At 62.4% G+C, this 18,082-nt stretch carries 17 protein-coding genes; 10 read left to right on the forward strand and 7 right to left on the reverse strand.

Going from position 1 to position 18,082, the window contains the following annotated elements; translation table 11 throughout:
• Nucleotides 1-135 precede the first annotated feature (135 nt).
• Nucleotides 136-819 carry a HupE/UreJ family protein gene (locus J5N58_RS23015; protein ID WP_112828376.1) on the reverse strand — a complete coding sequence of 228 codons (684 nt, stop codon included), beginning with the start codon at nt 817-819 and terminating at the stop codon, nt 136-138.
• A 241-nt stretch (nt 820-1,060) separates the two neighbouring features.
• Here J5N58_RS23015 and J5N58_RS23020 point away from each other — a divergent pair, with 241 nt between their 5' ends.
• The 3 genes from J5N58_RS23020 (at nt 1,061) to J5N58_RS23030 (ending at nt 3,016) form a co-directional block, all read left to right on the forward strand.
• On the forward strand, nt 1,061-1,666 hold the full coding sequence (locus tag J5N58_RS23020; protein WP_244713274.1) for a HupE/UreJ family protein: 606 nt from the start codon (nt 1,061-1,063) through the stop codon (nt 1,664-1,666).
• An 88-nt stretch (nt 1,667-1,754) separates the two neighbouring features.
• Nucleotides 1,755-2,417, forward strand: coding sequence for a hypothetical protein (locus J5N58_RS23025; protein WP_162757318.1), 663 nt, complete (start codon nt 1,755-1,757; stop codon nt 2,415-2,417).
• Nucleotides 2,414-3,016, forward strand: a complete 603-nt coding sequence (locus J5N58_RS23030) for a DUF1007 family protein (protein ID WP_244713276.1) — start codon at nt 2,414-2,416, stop codon at nt 3,014-3,016. The genes J5N58_RS23025 and J5N58_RS23030 overlap by 4 nt, the downstream gene beginning before the upstream one ends.
• Before the next feature lie 2 nt (nt 3,017-3,018).
• Here J5N58_RS23030 and J5N58_RS23035 read toward each other — a convergent pair whose 3' ends face one another.
• The gene (locus J5N58_RS23035; RefSeq protein ID WP_113442108.1) at nt 3,019-3,900 is read right to left on the reverse strand and encodes a LysR family transcriptional regulator; all 882 of its coding nucleotides are present in this window, start codon (nt 3,898-3,900) and stop codon (nt 3,019-3,021) included.
• A 115-nt stretch (nt 3,901-4,015) separates the two neighbouring features.
• Between J5N58_RS23035 and J5N58_RS23040 the strand changes: the two genes are divergently transcribed.
• The 3 genes from J5N58_RS23040 to J5N58_RS23050 all read left to right on the forward strand — a co-directional run bounded on the left by J5N58_RS23040 (nt 4,016) and on the right by J5N58_RS23050 (nt 7,834).
• A complete protein-coding gene (locus J5N58_RS23040) occupies nt 4,016-5,512 on the forward strand; it encodes a CoA-acylating methylmalonate-semialdehyde dehydrogenase (protein ID WP_112828373.1) in 1,497 nt (498 codons plus the stop codon).
• A 185-nt stretch (nt 5,513-5,697) separates the two neighbouring features.
• Nucleotides 5,698-6,771, forward strand: coding sequence for a YjgN family protein (locus J5N58_RS23045; RefSeq protein ID WP_112828372.1), 1,074 nt, complete (start codon nt 5,698-5,700; stop codon nt 6,769-6,771).
• A complete protein-coding gene (locus J5N58_RS23050) occupies nt 6,761-7,834 on the forward strand; it encodes a M48 family metallopeptidase (RefSeq protein ID WP_113442109.1) in 1,074 nt (357 codons plus the stop codon). Before J5N58_RS23045 ends, J5N58_RS23050 begins: the two co-directional genes overlap by 11 nt.
• Before the next feature lie 50 nt (nt 7,835-7,884).
• Here the strand turns inward: J5N58_RS23050 and J5N58_RS23055 are convergent, their stop codons facing one another.
• Entirely contained in the window at nt 7,885-8,910 is a 1,026-nt protein-coding gene (locus J5N58_RS23055; protein ID WP_244713300.1) for a Fe(3+) ABC transporter substrate-binding protein, read from the reverse strand.
• Nucleotides 8,911-9,112: 202 nt separating this feature from the next.
• Here J5N58_RS23055 and rirA point away from each other — a divergent pair, with 202 nt between their 5' ends.
• The 3 genes from rirA to J5N58_RS23070 all read left to right on the forward strand — a co-directional run bounded on the left by rirA (nt 9,113) and on the right by J5N58_RS23070 (nt 12,039).
• Nucleotides 9,113-9,589, forward strand: a complete 477-nt coding sequence (rirA, locus tag J5N58_RS23060) for an iron-responsive transcriptional regulator RirA (RefSeq protein WP_112828369.1) — start codon at nt 9,113-9,115, stop codon at nt 9,587-9,589.
• 232 nt (nt 9,590-9,821) lie between these two features.
• On the forward strand, nt 9,822-11,420 hold the full coding sequence (locus J5N58_RS23065; protein ID WP_113425890.1) for a GMC family oxidoreductase: 1,599 nt from the start codon (nt 9,822-9,824) through the stop codon (nt 11,418-11,420).
• 88 nt (nt 11,421-11,508) lie between these two features.
• Nucleotides 11,509-12,039, forward strand: coding sequence for a gluconokinase (locus J5N58_RS23070; RefSeq protein ID WP_244713278.1), 531 nt, complete (start codon nt 11,509-11,511; stop codon nt 12,037-12,039).
• 111 nt (nt 12,040-12,150) lie between these two features.
• Here the strand turns inward: J5N58_RS23070 and aguB are convergent, their stop codons facing one another.
• The 4 genes from aguB to J5N58_RS23090 all read right to left on the reverse strand — a co-directional run bounded on the left by aguB (nt 12,151) and on the right by J5N58_RS23090 (nt 17,270).
• A complete protein-coding gene (gene aguB, locus J5N58_RS23075) occupies nt 12,151-13,023 on the reverse strand; it encodes an N-carbamoylputrescine amidase (protein ID WP_113425891.1) in 873 nt (290 codons plus the stop codon).
• An 11-nt stretch (nt 13,024-13,034) separates the two neighbouring features.
• On the reverse strand, nt 13,035-14,342 hold the full coding sequence (locus J5N58_RS23080; RefSeq protein ID WP_280520081.1) for an NAD(P)/FAD-dependent oxidoreductase: 1,308 nt from the start codon (nt 14,340-14,342) through the stop codon (nt 13,035-13,037).
• A gap of 3 nt (nt 14,343-14,345) precedes the next feature.
• Complete coding sequence (locus J5N58_RS23085; protein ID WP_113339724.1) at nt 14,346-15,704, reverse strand: glutamine synthetase family protein; 1,359 nt, start codon at nt 15,702-15,704, stop codon at nt 14,346-14,348.
• Nucleotides 15,705-16,016: 312 nt separating this feature from the next.
• On the reverse strand, nt 16,017-17,270 hold the full coding sequence (locus J5N58_RS23090; protein ID WP_244713280.1) for an NAD(P)/FAD-dependent oxidoreductase: 1,254 nt from the start codon (nt 17,268-17,270) through the stop codon (nt 16,017-16,019).
• Nucleotides 17,271-17,705: 435 nt separating this feature from the next.
• Here J5N58_RS23090 and J5N58_RS23095 point away from each other — a divergent pair, with 435 nt between their 5' ends.
• The gene (locus tag J5N58_RS23095) at nt 17,706-18,068 is read left to right on the forward strand and encodes a YbaN family protein (RefSeq protein WP_112828362.1); all 363 of its coding nucleotides are present in this window, start codon (nt 17,706-17,708) and stop codon (nt 18,066-18,068) included.
• The last annotated feature ends 14 nt before the right edge of the window (nt 18,069-18,082 follow it).

An 18,082-nucleotide genomic window follows, 5' to 3' on the forward strand; every position in this document is an offset into this window, starting at 1 on the left:
AACGACTTGGGCTGGCTGGATTCCTGTGACGAGCACAGGAGTGACGAGATGGAAAATTCCGTGCTTCTGTCATCGACAATGCAGGCAAGGATATTGCCGGCAGCCTGAAAGTCCGTTTGCGTGGGATTCCATCGCCTACTTGAACAGAAAATAAACCCCACAGACGGCGATGACGCCGCCGAGGGCGCGCACCAGATTGCCCCTCCAGATGCCTTTCAGGCCATAGCCGACGCCGATGCCGAGGATGTGGATGACGCCGGTCGATACCACGAAACCGACGGTAAACGCTGCGGGATCGGCAGCCCGGAGCGTCGCCTGACCGTGCGGGTAGCCGTGAAAGATGGCGAACAGGGCGACGATCACCAGCGCTGCCCATTCGGGCGCGCGCCAGCCGGCGGCGATGACGCCACCGAGCACCATCAGCGAGACGGCGATGGCGATCCTGATCGCTTCGTCCGGCAAAAGGCCGAACATGCCGGCAATACCGCCCACGCACATGATGAGCGGAAAGGTGGCGGGCAGCGTCCATACCGAGCGGCCGCCCATCTGTGCGCCCCACAGACCGACCGCCAGCATGGCAAGGAAGTGATCGAAACCGGCAAGCGGATGACCGAAGCCGCTGCCGAAGCCGCCCATGGGGCCGCCGAGATCATGGGCGGTGGCGGGGGAGGAAAAGGCGACCGCGGCAAGCAGCACCAGAACGACAGCCGACGCAGCCCGGATTCGCGTGAGGACGGGAACGAGTGCCGACTCTGCCGGCGGCACGACAGGCAACCGGATGGCAGGCACGCGGCGGGATGACAGGAAAGAACGGATCATCAGATTGCTCCGGAGGCGTCATGCGGATCGTTATGGACGGATCGATCCGCCATGCTTGCGACACAGACCCATCTACAATCTTCGGCGATTCGGATATAGTCCGGCCGGTCAGGCGCTGCCAGTAAGGACGGAACCTTGCCTTCGCGACAAGACGGCGCGATTGTGAGCCCGTGTCCGTTTTGCCACCTTTGCGGGCGACCTTCTTGCCTCATACCGGTTTTCGATTTTGGAGATTTTGACCATGCTGTTTCCGAAGATGCCGCGAGCCCTCGCCGTTCCGGCCCTTCTCGGGTTTGCCGCTTCGCTCGTGCTTCCGGCCGTCGCCGAAGCGCATATCCTGCAGGGGGAGACGGGTGGTTTCCTTCATGGTTTCGAGCATCCGCTTTCCGGTGCCGATCACCTGCTTGCCATGTTCTGCGTCGGTCTCTGGGGTGCGCAGATGGGCGGCCGGTCCGTCTGGAGCCTGCCGATCGCTTTTCCGCTCATCATGGTCATTGGCGGCATGCTGGGCATCGCCGGTGTGCCGCTGCCGGCGGTGGAAAGCGGCATCGCCCTTTCGATCATCGTTTTGGGTGCCGCGATTGCCTTCGTCTGGCGTCCGCCGGAATGGCTGGCCGTGTTGGTGATCGGCGTCTTCGCCATTTTCCACGGCTATGCCCACGGCGCCGAACTGCCGACGGCCACAGATCCGGCCGATTATGCCATCGGCTTCGTGGTCGCGACCGGCCTTATCCACCTGTTCGGCATTTCCGTCGGTCTTGCCTTCCAGCGGTTCAGGGGCGGGGAGCTTTCCCGTGCCCTCGGTGGACTGATCGGCCTCGGCGGCGTCTATTTCCTCGTCGCCTGAAACAGTGCGCATCGCGTCGTCATCCGGTGTTTCTTCCCTCCCGCTCTGGCCGGCCCTTGTGTTGGCCGTCGGGGGAGGGAGTGTCATCTTGTTATCCTTCCTTCTGAAGTCACCGGGTGATTATGCCGACTGGCCGCTTGCCTCCGTCTTTACCGCCGAGCGCCTGCTGCCGCTTCTGGGTCTCGGCATCCTGATCGGACAGCTGCCGCGCAAGGTGTTGGCTTCGGCAATCGTGCTCCTCCTTGCCGGCGTGGCTCTCGGTTTCGTCTTCCGAGAGAAATTCTATGAACTGATGGCGCCGGTGCCGGGGGCCGCGGCCAACATGTTTCTTGCCGGCCCCATAGCCTGCCTGCTGATCGGACTGCCTCTGGTTCTTTCGCGTAGCATCCGGCCATGGCTGGCCCTGCCTCTTTTGGTTCCGGCCGGCGCTGTGCTGGCGATTGCCGGACTGCTTGGCGACGTAACCCTGCATGCCCGAAGCTATCTGCCTTTGGCATTGGCGACGGAGATCTGGATCGTTACCGGCATGGCGCTTCTCGCCGCCGCCTTGCATCAAGCCTGGGCGATGATCGGGGCGCGGATCTTCGCAAGCTGGCTGATCGCTATCGGCTTTCTCTATGGCGGCGCGCATCTGGCCAACAGGCAGGGCGGTCTGGAGCCTCCCCCGTTCCCCGATTTCGCCGTGACGGGGGATTTCGCCGGTTTCGAACCGGTACTCGAACAGCTCGACCGCGGGGGAGGGGGAAGATGACCCCATCGTCCCGCGCACTTTCACTTGCCGCCGGTTGCTTGATGCTGCTGGGATCAGCGCTTTCCGCGTCTGCACATCCCGACATCGCCGTCACCACGCGGGTCCTGTTCGATATCCGGGAAGGCCGGCTGATTGCAGTTGCCGAGAGCCTTGCCTTTGACGAGAAGTACAGCGCTCGGCTGTTCGCCCGTTTCGACCATGACGGCGACGGCATATTCGATGGCGGCGAGGCCGATGAGATGCGGCAGGCTTTGACGGAGGATCTTGGCGCGACCCATTTTCTGACGGAGCTGGCTTTCGGGGGCGAGCTGCTGGAGATGGGGGAGCCTGACGCCTTCCATGCGTCGGTTGCGACCGGCAGCGTGTCCGTCACCTTCGGCTTCCGGCTGGAAGCGCCTGTGGCAATTGGGGAGGGGCAAATCCTGACGCTGATGCAGCGGGACCGGGATTATACTGTCGCCTTCCGGCTGGCCGAGGACAGGCCGGTGCTGATCCGGGGCGGCGAGGGGCACTGCGCCTATTCTGTCGTCGAAAGACCGGACCTGGCCTATTTCGGCGGGCTGGTCGTGCCGCAGGCGATCACCCTGACCTGCCGGTAATCTCAGACGAAGATCTGCCGGTTCTCGTCGATGAGTTCCTGCAGGAAGGAGACGACGGTGCGCACGCGCACCAGTTCGCGGGCGCTTTCGTGATAGGTGGTCCAGTAGGCGCGGCGGATGACGATTTCGGGCAACACGCGCACGAGTTCGTCGTGCTGCCGCGCGATGTAATCATGCAGGATACCGATGCCGAAGCCGGCGCGCACGGCCTCCGTCTGACCGATCGCCGACGAAATCTCGAAGCTGGAATCCCAGCCGCGCATCACTTCGCCGGAATAGGCAAGCGAGGCCGAGTAGACGAGATCGTCCACATGACCGATCAGCCGGTGTTCCCGCAGGACCTCGACGGCTTCGGGCATGCCGGCTTCCGCAAGGTAGCTCCGCGAGGCGTACAGCCCGAGCGTATAGTCTGTGAGTTTCGAGGAGATGAGCCGCCCCTGTTCCGGCCGCTCGATGGTGATGGCGATATCGGCCTCGCGCTGGGAAAGCGAGAAGGCGCGCGGCACCGGCACGAGCTGGATCTTGAGCGCCGGATAACGCCGGGTCAGCGCGCCGAGATGGGAGGCGAGGAAGGCGACGCCGAAACCATCCGGAGCGCCGATGCGCACCGTGCCGGCGACCGCGCTGTCGACGCGGCCGATATCCGATTGCGCCGCCAGCATCTCCGTTTCCATGCGCTCCGCGGCGCGGCTGAAGACCTCGCCCTCAGGCGTCAGTTCGCAGCCATTGGTGCGGCGGATGAGCAGGCGGGTCTGCAGGGACTCCTCGAGCGCAGTGATCCGGCGCGACAGGGTCGCATGGTTGACCCCGAGCCGTCGTGACGCCGCAAGGATCTGTCCGGAGCGGGCCACGGCAAGGAACATGCGCACATCGTCCCAGTTCATTTCCTGTCCCTTATGTCGAAAAATGCACAACGGTTCTGTAATCCAGATCATTGCCTTGCGCAAATCGAAGTGGGAAGCTGCGCCATCACAAAAAGACCCCTGAGGAGGTTCATCCATGCGTGAGATCGGTCATTTCATCGGCGGCAAGCACGTCGCCGGCACCAGCGGACGCACATCGCCCGTCTACAACCCGGCAACCGGAGAGATCCAGGCGCAGGTCGCGCTTGCGACCGACGCCGAGCTTGACGCCGCCGTGCAGAACGCCAAGGCTGCGCAGCCCGCCTGGGCCGCAACCAACCCGCAGCGCCGCGCCCGCGTGTTCATGAAGTTCGTCGAACTCCTGAACAAGAACATGAACGAACTGGCCGAAATGCTCTCGAAGGAGCATGGCAAGACGGTCGAGGATTCCAAGGGCGACATCATCCGCGGGCTTGAGGTCTGCGAATTCGTCATCGGCATCCCGCACCTCTCCAAGAGCGAATTCACCGAAGGCGCCGGCCCGAACATCGACATGTACTCGATCCGCCAGGCGGTCGGTATCGGCGCGGGCATCACCCCGTTCAACTTCCCGGCAATGATCCCGATGTGGATGTTCGCTCCCGCAATCGCCTGCGGCAATGCCTTCATCCTCAAGCCCTCCGAGCGTGATCCCTCCGTTCCAATCCGCCTTGCCGAACTGATGATCGAAGCAGGTCTTCCCGCCGGCATCCTGAACGTCGTCAACGGCGACAAGGGCGCGGTCGATGCGATCCTGACCCACCCGGAAATCAGCGCAGTCTCCTTCGTCGGCTCGACCCCGATTGCCCGCTACGTCTATGGCACCGCTGCCATGAACGGCAAGCGTGCCCAGTGCTTCGGCGGCGCCAAGAACCACATGATTATCATGCCGGATGCCGACCTGGATCAAGCTGCCAACGCCCTGATGGGCGCCGGTTACGGCTCCGCCGGCGAACGCTGCATGGCGATCTCGGTTGCCGTTCCGGTCGGCGAGGAAACCGCCAACCGCCTGATCGAAAAGCTGACGCCGATGGTCGAAGCGCTGCGCATCGGTCCCTATACCGATGACAAGGCCGACATGGGTCCGGTCGTCACTAAGGAAGCTCAGGCCCGTATCAAGTCACTGATCGACAGCGGTGTCGCCCAGGGCGCCAAACTCGTCGTCGACGGCCGCGATTTCAAGCTGCAGGGCTATGAGGACGGCTATTTCGTCGGCGGCTGCCTGTTCGACAACGTTACCCCGGACATGGACATCTACAAGACGGAAATCTTCGGGCCGGTTCTCTCGGTCGTTCGCGCCAGGAACTACGAGGATGCGCTTTCCCTGCCGATGAAGCACGAATACGGCAACGGCGTTGCGATCTACACCCGCGACGGCGATGCCGCCCGCGACTTCGCATCCCGCATCAACATCGGCATGGTCGGCGTCAACGTTCCGATCCCGGTTCCGCTCGCCTACCACTCCTTCGGTGGTTGGAAGTCCTCTTCCTTCGGCGATCTCAACCAGCACGGCACGGACTCGATCAAGTTCTGGACCCGTACCAAGACCGTCACCAGCCGCTGGCCTTCGGGCATCAAAGACGGTGCAGAATTCGTCATGCCGACGATGAAGTGATCCGCCTGATCTCTCTACCAGTGAGAGGTCTGCAAATACTTTGAAGAACTTCGAAAACGGGTCTCGAAAGAGGCCCGTTTTTTCGTTGCGCACAACTTGCGACTATTCTGCAGCCGTGGCAGGTCTATCTGTAGATGCGGTTGGGGACCGAATCTGCAGAATTGGCACGGGCAAGTGGGGCGAAAATGACAGCAGCACAGTTCATTCCGGCATCCGCCGTGACGCGCGGGGAGTTTCGCGGGCGAGCCGGTGAGTATTTCGGCATATGGCTCGTCAACATCCTGCTGACAATCGTCACCATCGGGATCTATTCGGCTTGGGCGAAGGTGCGGCGCAACCGCTACTTCTACGGCAATACCTTCGTCGACGGTCATTCCTTCGATTATCACGCGCGGGGCATGCAGATCTTCATCGGCCGCGTGATCGTCGTCGGCTACCTGATCGTCTACAACATTGTCCTGACATTCATGCCGCTGGCCGGCGCGGTGCTGGCGGTCGGCATGCTGCTCCTGCTGCCATGGATCGTGGCGCGCAGCCTGCGCTTCAACGCCCGCGTCACCAGCTATCGCAACATCCGCTTCGATTTCGTCGGCACCACCTGGGGCGCCTTCGTCGCGCTTATCCTCGGTGGTCTCGTTGCGGTGGTGTCGCTCGGCATTCTGGCGCCCTTCGCCAGCCGCTGGCTCTACCGCTACATCTTCAACAACCTGCGCTACGGCGACCGCGCCTTTGCGAGCGATCCCGGAATCGGCAAGCTCTATGGCGTCTGGTGGATCTCGGCGCTGATCGGGGCTCTGGGGCTGATGATGTCGGTCCTTGTGGGATACGGGCTGTTTTCGGCGCTGGAAGCCTCGGGTATCGATCCTGAGACCACCGAGGGCAGTTTTCAGATCATCGGCGCGCTCTACATGACCCTCATACCCCTGCTGGCGATCTACGCGATTGCCGCGATCATCTATCGTGTCGGCGTGCGCAACGTCGTGATGCGGGCCACCGTTTTCGATGGCCGCCACAGGCTTTATGCCGACCTTTCTCCGTTCCGCTATCTCTGGATCGTGGCGTCGAACCTCATCGTCTCGGTATTCTCCTTCGGCCTGATGCGACCCTGGGCGGCCATCCGCGAGCGGCGCTATACTGTCGAACATTCCGGCATTGCCTTCGATGGCGATATCGGTGAAGTGATCGCCTCCATCGAGGCGACGGGTTCCGCGGTAACGGCCGAGTATATTGACATGGAAGGTTTCGACTTTGGCTTCTGAGGCGACAGGCGGCGACGCCCGGGTTATCGCCCGGGGACACTGGCATCCGCCGCGCTCCAGCAAGGCGCTGGCTGCAACGCTTCTTGTGAGCGGCACCACCCTTCTGGTGCGTCTCGACGGGGAGGCGGGCGATCCCGCCGCATTCAACGATGCCCGCCGGGTGACGATCTCCGATCGGGTCGGCAATATCCCCCGCCGCATCGGTTTCGTCGACGGATCGACATTCGAGACCGCTGATAACGACGCAATCGATGGCTGGCTGCGAAAAACCCGCTCCCGCCATCATGGCTTTGTGCATGAACTGGAGAGATTTCATCCCCGGTTGATCGCCGTTGTCCTCGGAATCTTCCTGTTGGGCGGCCTCGTCTATCGTTTCGCCCTGCCGGCGCTGGTTGAGGTCGCCGTTGCCGTCACGCCGCCCGTGGTTCCGAAAATGATGTCATCTGGAACGCTGGCTTCCCTCGACCAGACGGTCTTTTCGAAGAGCGGGCTGCCGGAAGAACGGCAAAGGGAGCTGACTGAGAAGTTCGAGGCGCTCGCCGCCTATTCGGCCCGTGGCAAGGACGGTTACCACCTCAATTTCCGCAAGGGTGGCGTCATCGGTCCGAACGCCTTCGCTCTACCGGATGGTACGCTGGTTATCACCGACGAGCTTATCGACCTTGCGGCCGGCGACAGCGAGATGATCCTCGGCGTTCTGGCCCATGAGATCGGCCATGTGGAAAAGACCCATTCGCTGCGCCAGCTCTATCGGGCGGCCGGCATGGCCGGGCTGGTCATGCTGATCGCCGGCGATATCGGCTCCGCCGGTGAGGACATCCTGACCAACGGCGCAGCACTGATCTCGTTGTCCTACTCGCGCTCTGCCGAAAGCGAGGCGGATCACGTTTCGGTCGAACTGATGGCCAAGGCGGGCCACGACCCGGCGGCAATCGGCCGCTTCTTCGAACTGATCGAAAAGAAACTCGGCGACAGCGGCGAAACCTCCATCCTCTCGACCCACCCCGGCACGCCAGAGCGCCGCCGCCAGATCGACGAATGGGCGAAGGAAATCCGCAAATGAAAAAGGGCGGCCTCAAGCCGCCCCTGTCATTGTGAGGGACTGGACCGTCTTTACTGGGTCGGACCGTCGTTGAAGCCGACCTTGTCGACGAGCTCGGAAGCGAGCTTGCGATTGGCGGCAATGTCGACGAGCGGCAGCGTGTCGGGCTTGATCGGGCCGAAGGAGGCAACGACGTCCGAGACCTTGGCGCCCGGCAGAACCGGATATTCGAACACCTGATCCGCATAGATTTCCTGGGCCTTGCCGGAGGACAGGAATTCCATCAGCTTGACGGCGTTGTCCTTGTTGGGGGCGTTCTTGGCCAGCGCCATGCCGGAGATGTTGACATGGGTGCCCCGGTCGGCAGCGTTGGGGAACAGCACCTTGATGGCGGCGGCCCATTCCTTCTCCTCCGGGTCCTTGTCGTTGGTCAGCATCAGGCCGACATAATAGGTATTGCCGAGCGCAATGTCGCATTCGCCGGACATGATCGACTTGGCCTGGCTGCGGTCATTGCCGTCAGGCTTGCGGACGAGGTTGTTCTTCACGCCGGTCAGCCACTTTTCCGTAAATTCGGCGCCATGATGGGCGATCATCGAGGCGAACAGGCCGATATTGTAGGAATGCTGGCCGTCACGCACACAGATCCGGCCTTTCCACTTGGGGTCGGCGAGTTCCTCATAGGTGATCGCCGTTTCCGGCACCCGCTCCTTGGAGGCATAGACGACACGGCCGCGGGTGGTCAGTCCGAACCACTCGCCGGCAGGATCGCGATACTGGGCCGGAATGTCCTTGTTGATGGTTTCGTTCTGGAGCGGCTGGGTGACGCCGCCGTCCTTGGCCTCGATCAGACGGCCGATGTCGACGGTCAGGATGACGTCGGCAGGAGAATTGGCGCCCTCGGCGGCGATGCGCTCGACCAGGCCCTTGTCGAGAAAGAGCACGTTGGTCGCGATGCCGGTTTCCTTGGTGAATTCGTCGAGCAGAGGCTGGATCAGCTCCGGCTGGCGGTAGGAGTAGACGTTCACCTCGCCATCGGCAAGCGCGGCGCCTGTCATCATACCGAAAGACACAGTGGCGAGAAGCGCGGCGCGCATTGTTTTTGCCGAGAGCATGGAAACCTCCTCTGGTGCATTCCATATTAGATATTAGTTGAGCGTTCTAATCATGAATTGCGGAAGCCTGTCAATGCGGCTAGTTTCGGTCACCGGTACGTGAACGCTGAACTTGAGTATTTTGGAATTGTTCAAAACTACAAAAGACGCTATATAAGGCGTCAAACGAGTCAGGGAGTCAGGCATGCGTTTGACAAAGCAGACAAATTATGCGGTGCGCATGCTCATGTATTGCGCGGCCAACAAGGAACATCTGAGCCGGATTCCGGAAATCGCCAAGGCTTACGGCGTGTCCGAGCTGTTCCTGTTCAAGATTCTTCAGCCCCTCAATAAGGCGGGTCTAGTGGAAACCGTGCGTGGCCGTAACGGCGGCGTTCGTCTTGGCCGTCCGGCGGACAAGATCAGCCTGTTCGATGTGGTGAAGGTCACGGAAGACAGTTTCGCCATGGCGGAATGCTTCGAGGATGACGGTGATGTCGATTGCCCGTTGATCGACAGCTGCGGTTTGAACTCCGCGCTGCGCAAGGCGCTCGGTGCCTTCTTCGAAGTGCTCAGCCAATACAGCATCGACGATCTCGTCAAGGCTCGCCCGCAGATCAATTTCCTGCTTGGAATCAACGATTTCGAGCCGAAAGCCACGATCTCGGCCCCCGCAGCCTGAGAAGGCCCGTCAGTTTTGGCCCCTTGGAACCCCGCTGTGGCAGAGCGCCGGCGGGGTTTTCATTTGGCGCTTTCGCGATCTTCAGCGTTCCTCTGTCACAGAAAGATAGCCGCTCCGGGCTGATGCCCCTTGAGTGTCCGCTGCCTTCAAAGTACCTTTACGTAAACGGAAGATAGACGGTCTTCCGCAGGCGTTCGGCCGAACGCAGGTGGCTTTGGGAGGGGCGCCTTCAATGTATGATTATGTCATCGCCGGCGGCGGGTCGGCGGGCTCCGTTCTGGCGTCACGGCTGAGTGAGGACCCGGATGTGAAGGTCTGTCTGATCGAGGCGGGAGGACTAGGGCGCGATCTCTTGCTGCGCGTTCCCTCAGGGGCGGCCGCCATCGTCCCCGGACGCATAAAAGGCCCGAACTGGTGCTTCGTCACCGAACCGCAACCGGGACTGAACGGCAGGTGCGGCTTTCAGCCGCGGGGCAGGGGGCTCGGCGGATCGAGCCTCATCAACGCCATGCTCTATGTCCGCGGCCATGCCTCGGATTACGACGATTGGGCTGCGGCTGGATGCGACGGGTGGTCCTTCTCTGACGTGCTGCCTTATTTCATCCAATCGGAAAACAACATCCGCGGCGGGAATGCGCTGCACGGCGCCAGCGGCCCCCTGCAGGTGAGCGATCCCGATTGGGCACGTCCGATCAACCGGGCTTTCGTCGAGGCCGGCGAGTTACGCGGTTTCCGCAAGAACGATGACTTCAACGGAGCCGATCAGGAGGGGGTGGGCCTCTATCAGGCGACCCAGTTCTGGCAGGGACCGAAAAAGGGCGAGCGCTGTTCCGCCTCTGCCGCCTATCTGCACGATCATCTGGAGCGGGCAAACCTCACCGTCATCACCGGCGCCCGTGCGACGCGCATTCTGATCGAGAACGGCAGAGCGACGGGCATCGTCTATCGGCAGGAACGTCGGGAAGAGACGGTCCGCGCCGCGCGTGAGGTGATCGTTTCAGGCGGGGCGCTGCAGTCGCCGCAACTTTTGATGCTGTCGGGCATCGGTCCGGCCGATGAATTGCGGCGCCTCGGCATCGCCGTGGTGGCGGATCGTCCGGAGGTCGGCGCCAACCTGCAGGACCATCTGGACTACACGCTCGTCTACCGCTCCGACGACCCCGATATGATCGGCATCGGCCTGACCGGCATGCGCGACATGATGCGGGCATCAGGCGAGTGGCGGCGGCAGGGAACGGGTCTGCTGCGCTCGACCTTTGCGGAATCGGGCGCCTTCCTGAAGACCGACCCGGCGCTCGATCGCCCCGATATCCAACTGCATTTCGTCGTTGCCATGGTCGATGACCACGCACGACGGCTCCATTTCGGATATGGCTATTCCTGCCATGTCTGCCTGCTGCGGCCCCATTCGCGCGGCCATGTCGGCCTGAAGAGCGCCGATCCTCTCGCAGCACCTCTGATCGATCCGGCCTATCTCTCGGATGGGCGGGACATGGCCGGCATGATCGCCGGAGCGAGAGTGATGCTCGATGTCATGGAGGCGGCTCCCCTGGATCGTTACCGCCGCAGCGAGCTTTACCCCGTCGGCAACTCGGACGGTGAGCTTGCATCGGCGATCCGCGCCCGCGCCGATACCATCTATCATCCCGTCGGCACCTGCCGGATGGGTGCCGATGAGGCATCCGTCGTCGATCCGCAATTGCGGGTCCGGGGCATCGAAGGTCTGCGGGTGGTGGACGCTTCCGTCATGCCGACCCTGATCGGCGGCAATACCAATGCGCCAGTCATCATGATGGCGGAGAAGATCGCGGCCTCCATTCGGGCGGCCTGAGGTTTCGCGGTTTTGGCCGGAGGCTTGGATTTCCCCTCCGGCGCGTCTAGTTTTCCCGCCGGTATTCATGTCGCAGGGAGGGGCCGGCTTGGCTGAGACGAAACTGAAAGCGCCGCTGGCGGTCATCGTCATGGGGGTAAGCGGCTGCGGCAAGTCGTCGGTAGGCGCCTTGCTGGCCGAACGGCTTGGCCTTGCCTTCATTGAGGGCGACGGTCTGCATCCCGCCGAAAACGTCGAGAAGATGGCGCAGGGAATTCCGCTGACGGACGAGGATCGCTGGCCCTGGCTGGAGACGATCGGGAGGCTGATGGCCGAGGCGCTCGATCGCGGCGAGGGGATCGTCGTCTCGTGTTCGGCGCTCAAAAAGATTTACCGCGACCGACTGCGGCAGGCGACATCCGGCAGGCTTTCTTTCGTTTATCTGGAGGGAGCGCCGGAACTGCTGCTGTCCCGCATGGGCGCGCGCACTGGCCATTTCATGCCTGTTTCGCTGCTGGAGAGCCAACTGCGGACGCTCGAAGTCCCGACGGGTGAAGCGGGCGTGGTGACGGTCGATATAGATCGGAGCGTGGAGAACATTGTCGAAAATGCCATCCGAGGGCTGGCGCGGGAGACGTGAAAGCCTCCCTCCGCCTGCCGTTTCCCCTCCGTGTTTGCCGGCAGACAGCGGGCATGAACGGGAAGGGGCGCGCCCTCAAAGGCAGGAGACGCCTTGGCCTCATGTGAAGGATCAGGCGCGACCGTCCATCGTCAGCAGCGGTTCGTAGAGTTCCGGCCGGCGGTCGCGGAAGAGGCCCCAGGCGGTGCGCTGCTTCGCAATGCCATCGAGATCGAAGGTGGCGGTGAGCACCGTTTCGCTTCTCCGGTCGGCCTCGGCGATCTTGGCGCCGGTCTGGTCGGCGATGAAGGACGAGCCGTAGAAGGTAAGCTCGGTGCCCTTGCGGCCCGGCTCTGTCCCGATCCGGTTGGAGGCGATGACCGGCACGACGTTTGCGGCGGCGTGGCCCTGCATCACGCGCTGCCAGTGGTCGGCGCTGTCGATCGTGGGGTCCTGCGGTTCCGAGCCGATCGCGGTCGGATAGAACAAGAGTTCGGCGCCCTGAAGGGCCATGGCCCGGGCTGCCTCGGGAAACCACTGGTCCCAGCAGATGCCGACGCCGATCTTCGCATGGCGCGTCTGCCAGACACGGAAACCGGTATCGCCGGGCGAGAAATAGTATTTCTCCGTATAGCCCGGACCATCGGGAATATGGCTCTTGCGATAAAGGCCGAGCACCGCCCCGTCCGCATCGACGATGGCGACGCTGTTGAAATAGGTCTGTCCGGCCTTTTCGAAGAAGCTGACGGGCAGAACAACGTTCAGTTCAGCGGCAAGCTTCGCAAAATGCACAATCAGCGGATTGCCCTCGAAGGGTTTCGCCATGTCGAAGAATTCGGCGATCTGGTCCTGACAGAAATAAGGAGCCTCGAACAACTCCTGGATCAGGACGATCTGCGCGCCATCGGCCGCAGCCTTGCGGATCAGCTTTTCGGCCCGCTCGATATTGCCCTTGAGATCCCAGTTGCAGGCCATCTGGGTTGCCGCGACGGTAACGCTTGTCATGCCGGTCTCCTTTAGACGCCGAGCTTGTCGCGCAGGCCGTACCACCATGCGCCGAGAACGGTGAGCGGCACACGGAAGGTCTTGCCGCCGGGGAAGGGGAAGGCCGGCAGCGAGGCCCAGACGTCGAAACGCTCCGCGTGGCCGGCGACGGCCTCGCCGAGGATCTTGCCCAGCAGATGTGTGGTCGTCACGCCGTGGCCGCTGTCGCCATGCGAGAAGTAGACGTTGTCGGCGAGCCTGCCCATGTGAGGAATACGTGTGAGCGTCAGCGCGAAATTGCCGCTCCAGGCGAATTCAATCTTAGCATTGGCGAGCTGCGGGAAGGTCTTCAGCATGTTCGGGCGGATGACGCCGGTAAGGTTTGCCGGGTCCTGACCGCCATAGCCGATGCCGCCACCATAAAGCAGCCGGTTGTCGGCGGTGCGGCGATAGTAATCGAGCACATAGTTGGCGTCCTCGACGCAGTAATTGGCCGGCAGCAGTTCCTCGATCAGCTTCGGGGCGAGCGGCTCGGTTGCCATGACCTGTGAGGAGACGGGCATCATCTTGTCGGTGATCTTCGGCAGCATGGTGCCGAGATAGGCATTGCCGCAGACGAGGACGTACTTCGCCTTGACGGAACCCTCGGCAGTGCGGACGACCGGATTGGCGCCCATGTCGACGCCGGTGACGCGGGATTTCTCGAAGACCTGTCCACCCAGGCTCTCGAAGGCTGCAGCCTCGCCGAGCACGAGGTTGAGCGGGTGGATATGGCCACCGAAGCGGTCGATCATGCCGCCGACGTAACGGTCGGATTTCACGTATTTGCCGACGTCGGCCTTTGAGACCATCTCAAGGCCGGTATGGCCGTGCTTTTCCCAATTGGTCTTCACATGCGCCATCTCGCGCACCTGCTTGTCGGTGAAGGCCGCGAAGAAACCGCCATCGACGAGATCGCACTGGATGCCGTATTTCGCCACGCGTTCGCGAATGACGTTGCCGCCCTCGAGCGACATGGCACCGAGTTTCGCCGCCTTCTCCGGGCCGTAACGGCGGGCGATCACCTCGAGATCGCGGCTGTAGCCGTTGACGATCTGGCCGCCATTTCGACCGGACGCGCCGAAGCCGATGCGCTCGCCCTCGACGACGATCACCTTGAAGCCGTTTTCCGCAAGCTGGAGAGCCGCCGAGATACCGGTAAAGCCGGCGCCGATCACGCAGACATCGGCGGTGTGCTCGCCCTTCAGGCTTTCGCGCACGCGCTTGTCATTGGCGCTATGGGCATACCAGGAAGGGGCGTGGCCGGGATTGGTGGCGGAAGTCTGGTTCATGCTGGTCATGGGTCACACCGTGCGGATGTAGGCGTCATATTCGACATCGGTGACGCGCAGGGAGAATTCGGAGATTTCCTGCTGTTTGCAGGCTGTATAAAGGCTGCGATACTTCTGGCCGAGCGCCGCATAGGCAAAGCTGGACTTGGCGAAGCGCTGCACGGCGAGATCCCAGTTGGTCGGCAGGGGCTCGTGATTGATCGCGTGGTCGTCGCCGCTGATCGCGCCGCCCGGTGCGGTCTTTTCCTTCATCCCGGCAAGCGCCGCCGAAAGGATCATCGCCAGCACCAGATAGGGATTGGTGTCGGCGCCGGCGACGCGCTGCTCGATGCGCGTCGCGGGCTTGGAAGCCGTGATGACGCGCACAGCGGCGGACCGGTTGTCGAAGCCCCAGGAGGCGTAGGTCGGCGCATGCTCGGAGGGGCGCAGCCGGCGATAGGAGTTCTGGTGGGGTGCAAACACCGCCATGCTCTCGCCCATGTTCTCCAGAAGGCCGCCGACCGAATGCATCAGCGCGTCGGAAGGGCCGTCCTCGCCGACATAGATGTTGTGGCCATGCTCGTCGAGGACCGAGAAATGGACATGCATGCCACTGCCGGCCTGCATGCCGTAGGGCTTGGCCATAAAGGTGGCGTCGAGATCGTTGACGCGGGCCACGCCCTTGACGATGCGTTTCAGGAGCACCGCATAATCGGCGGCGGCGAGCGCATCCGGCACATGGTTGAGATTGATCTCATACTGGCCGGGACCGTTTTCCCGCAGCGTCGTATCGGCCGGCACCCCTTGCGCGCGGGCGGCGGCCGAGATGCCGTAGAAGACTTCCTCGAAATCCTGCAATTCGGAGATCGACAGAACCTGCGTCTGGCCGGTGTGCCAGCGACCGTCGCGGGTATTCGGCGGCCGGACCGGATCGAGCGCCGAGCGGACGGGGTCGATCAGGTAGAATTCGAGTTCGGTCGCCACCACGGGGGTGAGCTTCAGTTTGGCGTAACGCTCCAGCACATTGGCGAGAACCTGCCGGGGGTCGGCGAAGAAGCCGGTGCCATCGGGGTTCTTCATCTGCAGGAGAACCTGCGCCGTCGGGCGCGACAGCCAGGTGACGCGCGACAGCGTGCCGGGCACAGGAAAGCAGATGCCGTCCGGATCGCCCGTGCCCTCGGCAAGGCCGGCGGAGTTGACGTCGCGGCCCCAGACGTCGAGCGCATAGACCGAGCGCGGGATCGCCATGCCCTTGGTCAGCACGTCGAGTGCCCGCTCGCGCGGGATCCACTTTCCGCGAGGAACGCCGTTGACGTCGATCACGAAGGCTTCCAGCACTTCGATATCGGGATTTTCTGCAAAAAAGGCTCGTGCGTAGCTGTCAATGTCCATGGGCCACCGGAAAATGAGAAACACTTCTGAGATCTGTCGGCATGCAAAACGCACGCGCGGTTGAAGATGCAGCGCTAACTGTGAGCGGTCTTCGCGTTATAGATCAAGAAACGTGCCATTCTCGTGCCGGTATTTCAGTGCCCCTCGACCGGTGGCGTGGGTGTCGCCTGTTTATTATCCGGTCCGCTGCTGCGATGCAGTTTTTGGTCAATTGACCGAAAATACCCTAGCATCGAAAAAGAGAGATTGCCAGCCCGTCCCGGCGATTTCGGCGGCACTTTTGTGCGCCGCCGAAGAATTGTGCATGTTCTGTCAGGGATTGAAGCGTTCGGGCCGCCATGCGCTGATATCGATGAACGGTTTCTCGCCGGTGATCGCTTCGGCGATCAGACGGCCGGTTACCGGGCCGAGCGTCAGGCCGTGATGGGCGTGGCCGAAGGCGAACCAGAGGCCGTCATGGCGAGGCGCCTTGCCGATGATCGGCATCATGTCGGGCGTGCAGGGGCGCGCGCCCATCCAGGGTTCCGGATCGAGCCGTTCGGCGAGCGGGAAGATCGAGCGGGCGATCTTTTCCGCGCGGTCGATCTGCACCGGCGATTTCGGTGCATCGCGGAAGGCGAATTCGGCGCCGGTGGTCAGGCGGATGCCCTTGTTCATCGGGGCGAGGAAATAGCCGCGCTCGTTGTCCATCGTCCAGTTGTTGAGCTTCGCCTTGCCGGCCGGGGCGTAATGCATGTGATAGCCGCGCTTGACGCCGACAAGGAAGTTGTAGCCGAGCTTCTGCGTCACGTCTTCGGACCATGGGCCGAGCGCCAGTACGACCTCGCCACCTTCAACCAGACCGCCATCGGTCTTCACCTGCCAGCCCTTGGCTCCGGACTTGCGTGTGAGCGTCGTGGCGTCGCCCTTGACGAAGCGGCCGCCGAGGCTTTCGAAATATTTGAGATAGGCCATGGTCAGGCCGTGCGGGTCGAGCACCGACCATGGATCGGCCCACTTCAGCGCACCGGCGAAATCGCCTCTGAGGAAGGGTTCCTCCTTGGCCAGGTCGGCGTTAGAGAGTTCCACGAACTTGACGCCGTATTCTCGGCCCAGCCGTTCGGCTTCTGCGTATTCCGCATCCCGCTTGGCGCCGGTGCGGAAGATTTCCATCCAGCCGTCCTTGCGGATCAGGTGTTGCGCCCCGGCGGCTTCGATAAGATCGTTATGCTCGGTGATCGAGTTTTCGATGAGCGGCGCATAGGCACGGGCAATGGCGTCGTGCCGCACCTTGTTCGAATGCCACCAGTAGCGCGAGAGAAACGGCACCAGCTTCGGCATGGCGCGCATGTGATAATGCGCATCGATGCGATTGTTGAGGCCGTACCGCATGAGAAGGGTAAGGTCCTGCGGAAAGCCGTAGGGAACGACGCCTTCGCGCTGGATCAGACCGGCATTGCCGAAGGAGGTTTCCTCGCCGGCGCCACGCCGATCCACCAGAACCACCGACCTTCCGCGACGCGCCAGATGGATAGCGGTGGAAACGCCGACAATGCCGGCGCCGAGCACGATGGTATCTGCAGACATGTTACCTGAATTCCATTTCGATGACGATGAAACGGGAAGATGCTACCCGCTTTGGTGCGGCGCAAACGAAAAATTGCCACATTTCGTGAAATCGACCTTACCGTTGCAAATGGGGAACGTGGGGAACCGAGAGAAAAAGCGACTGCGATGCCGCGGCGCCGGCAGAAGCGGATTGACGGCAAAAACGCTGCCGTCGAGGCTTTGGGTTTCATGACGGGGCCGCGGGGGCTCGACTGGCAGGTGGGCGAATATCACGCATGGCTTTCCCGCGAAAGCATGGTAGCCAAGAGCCCCCGCACCTCTTAGCCGGAGAGTCGCAGCGCCAGTCCGATGAGGATGTGTCCCGGGTTCCAGGCGAGGTGACCGGCGGGTGTGCATGGCCGTTTCGACGAGTGAACAGTAGTTGCATTGAAACCTAGGACGGGAGTTCCGCCGATGCGGATCGTGATGTTGGCAATCGCATGGCTGATGGTGGCGATCGGTATTGTGGGCGTTTTCCTGCCCGTCCTGCCGACCACGCCCTTCATGATCCTCGCCGCAGGGCTTTTCGCCCGGTCATCGCCGCGTTTCGAGCGCTGGCTGCTCGAACATCCGAAATACGGCAAGCCGCTGACCGACTGGCGGCGCGAGGGCGCGATCTCGCGCAACGCCAAGATCGCCTCCGTTTCGCTGATGACGGCAAGCTACGCCATCGTCTGGTTCGCCGGCCCGCCGCAACTCTGGCTGAAACTGCTGGTCGGCGTCATTCTCGTCGCCTGCGCCGTCTTCGTCCTGTCCCGCCCGTCGCCCTCGCTCTGAGTGGCGATTCCTCT

It is taken from the genome of Paenirhizobium cremeum, from assembly GCF_022884085.1.
GTDB lineage: Bacteria > Pseudomonadota > Alphaproteobacteria > Rhizobiales > Rhizobiaceae > Allorhizobium > Allorhizobium cremeum.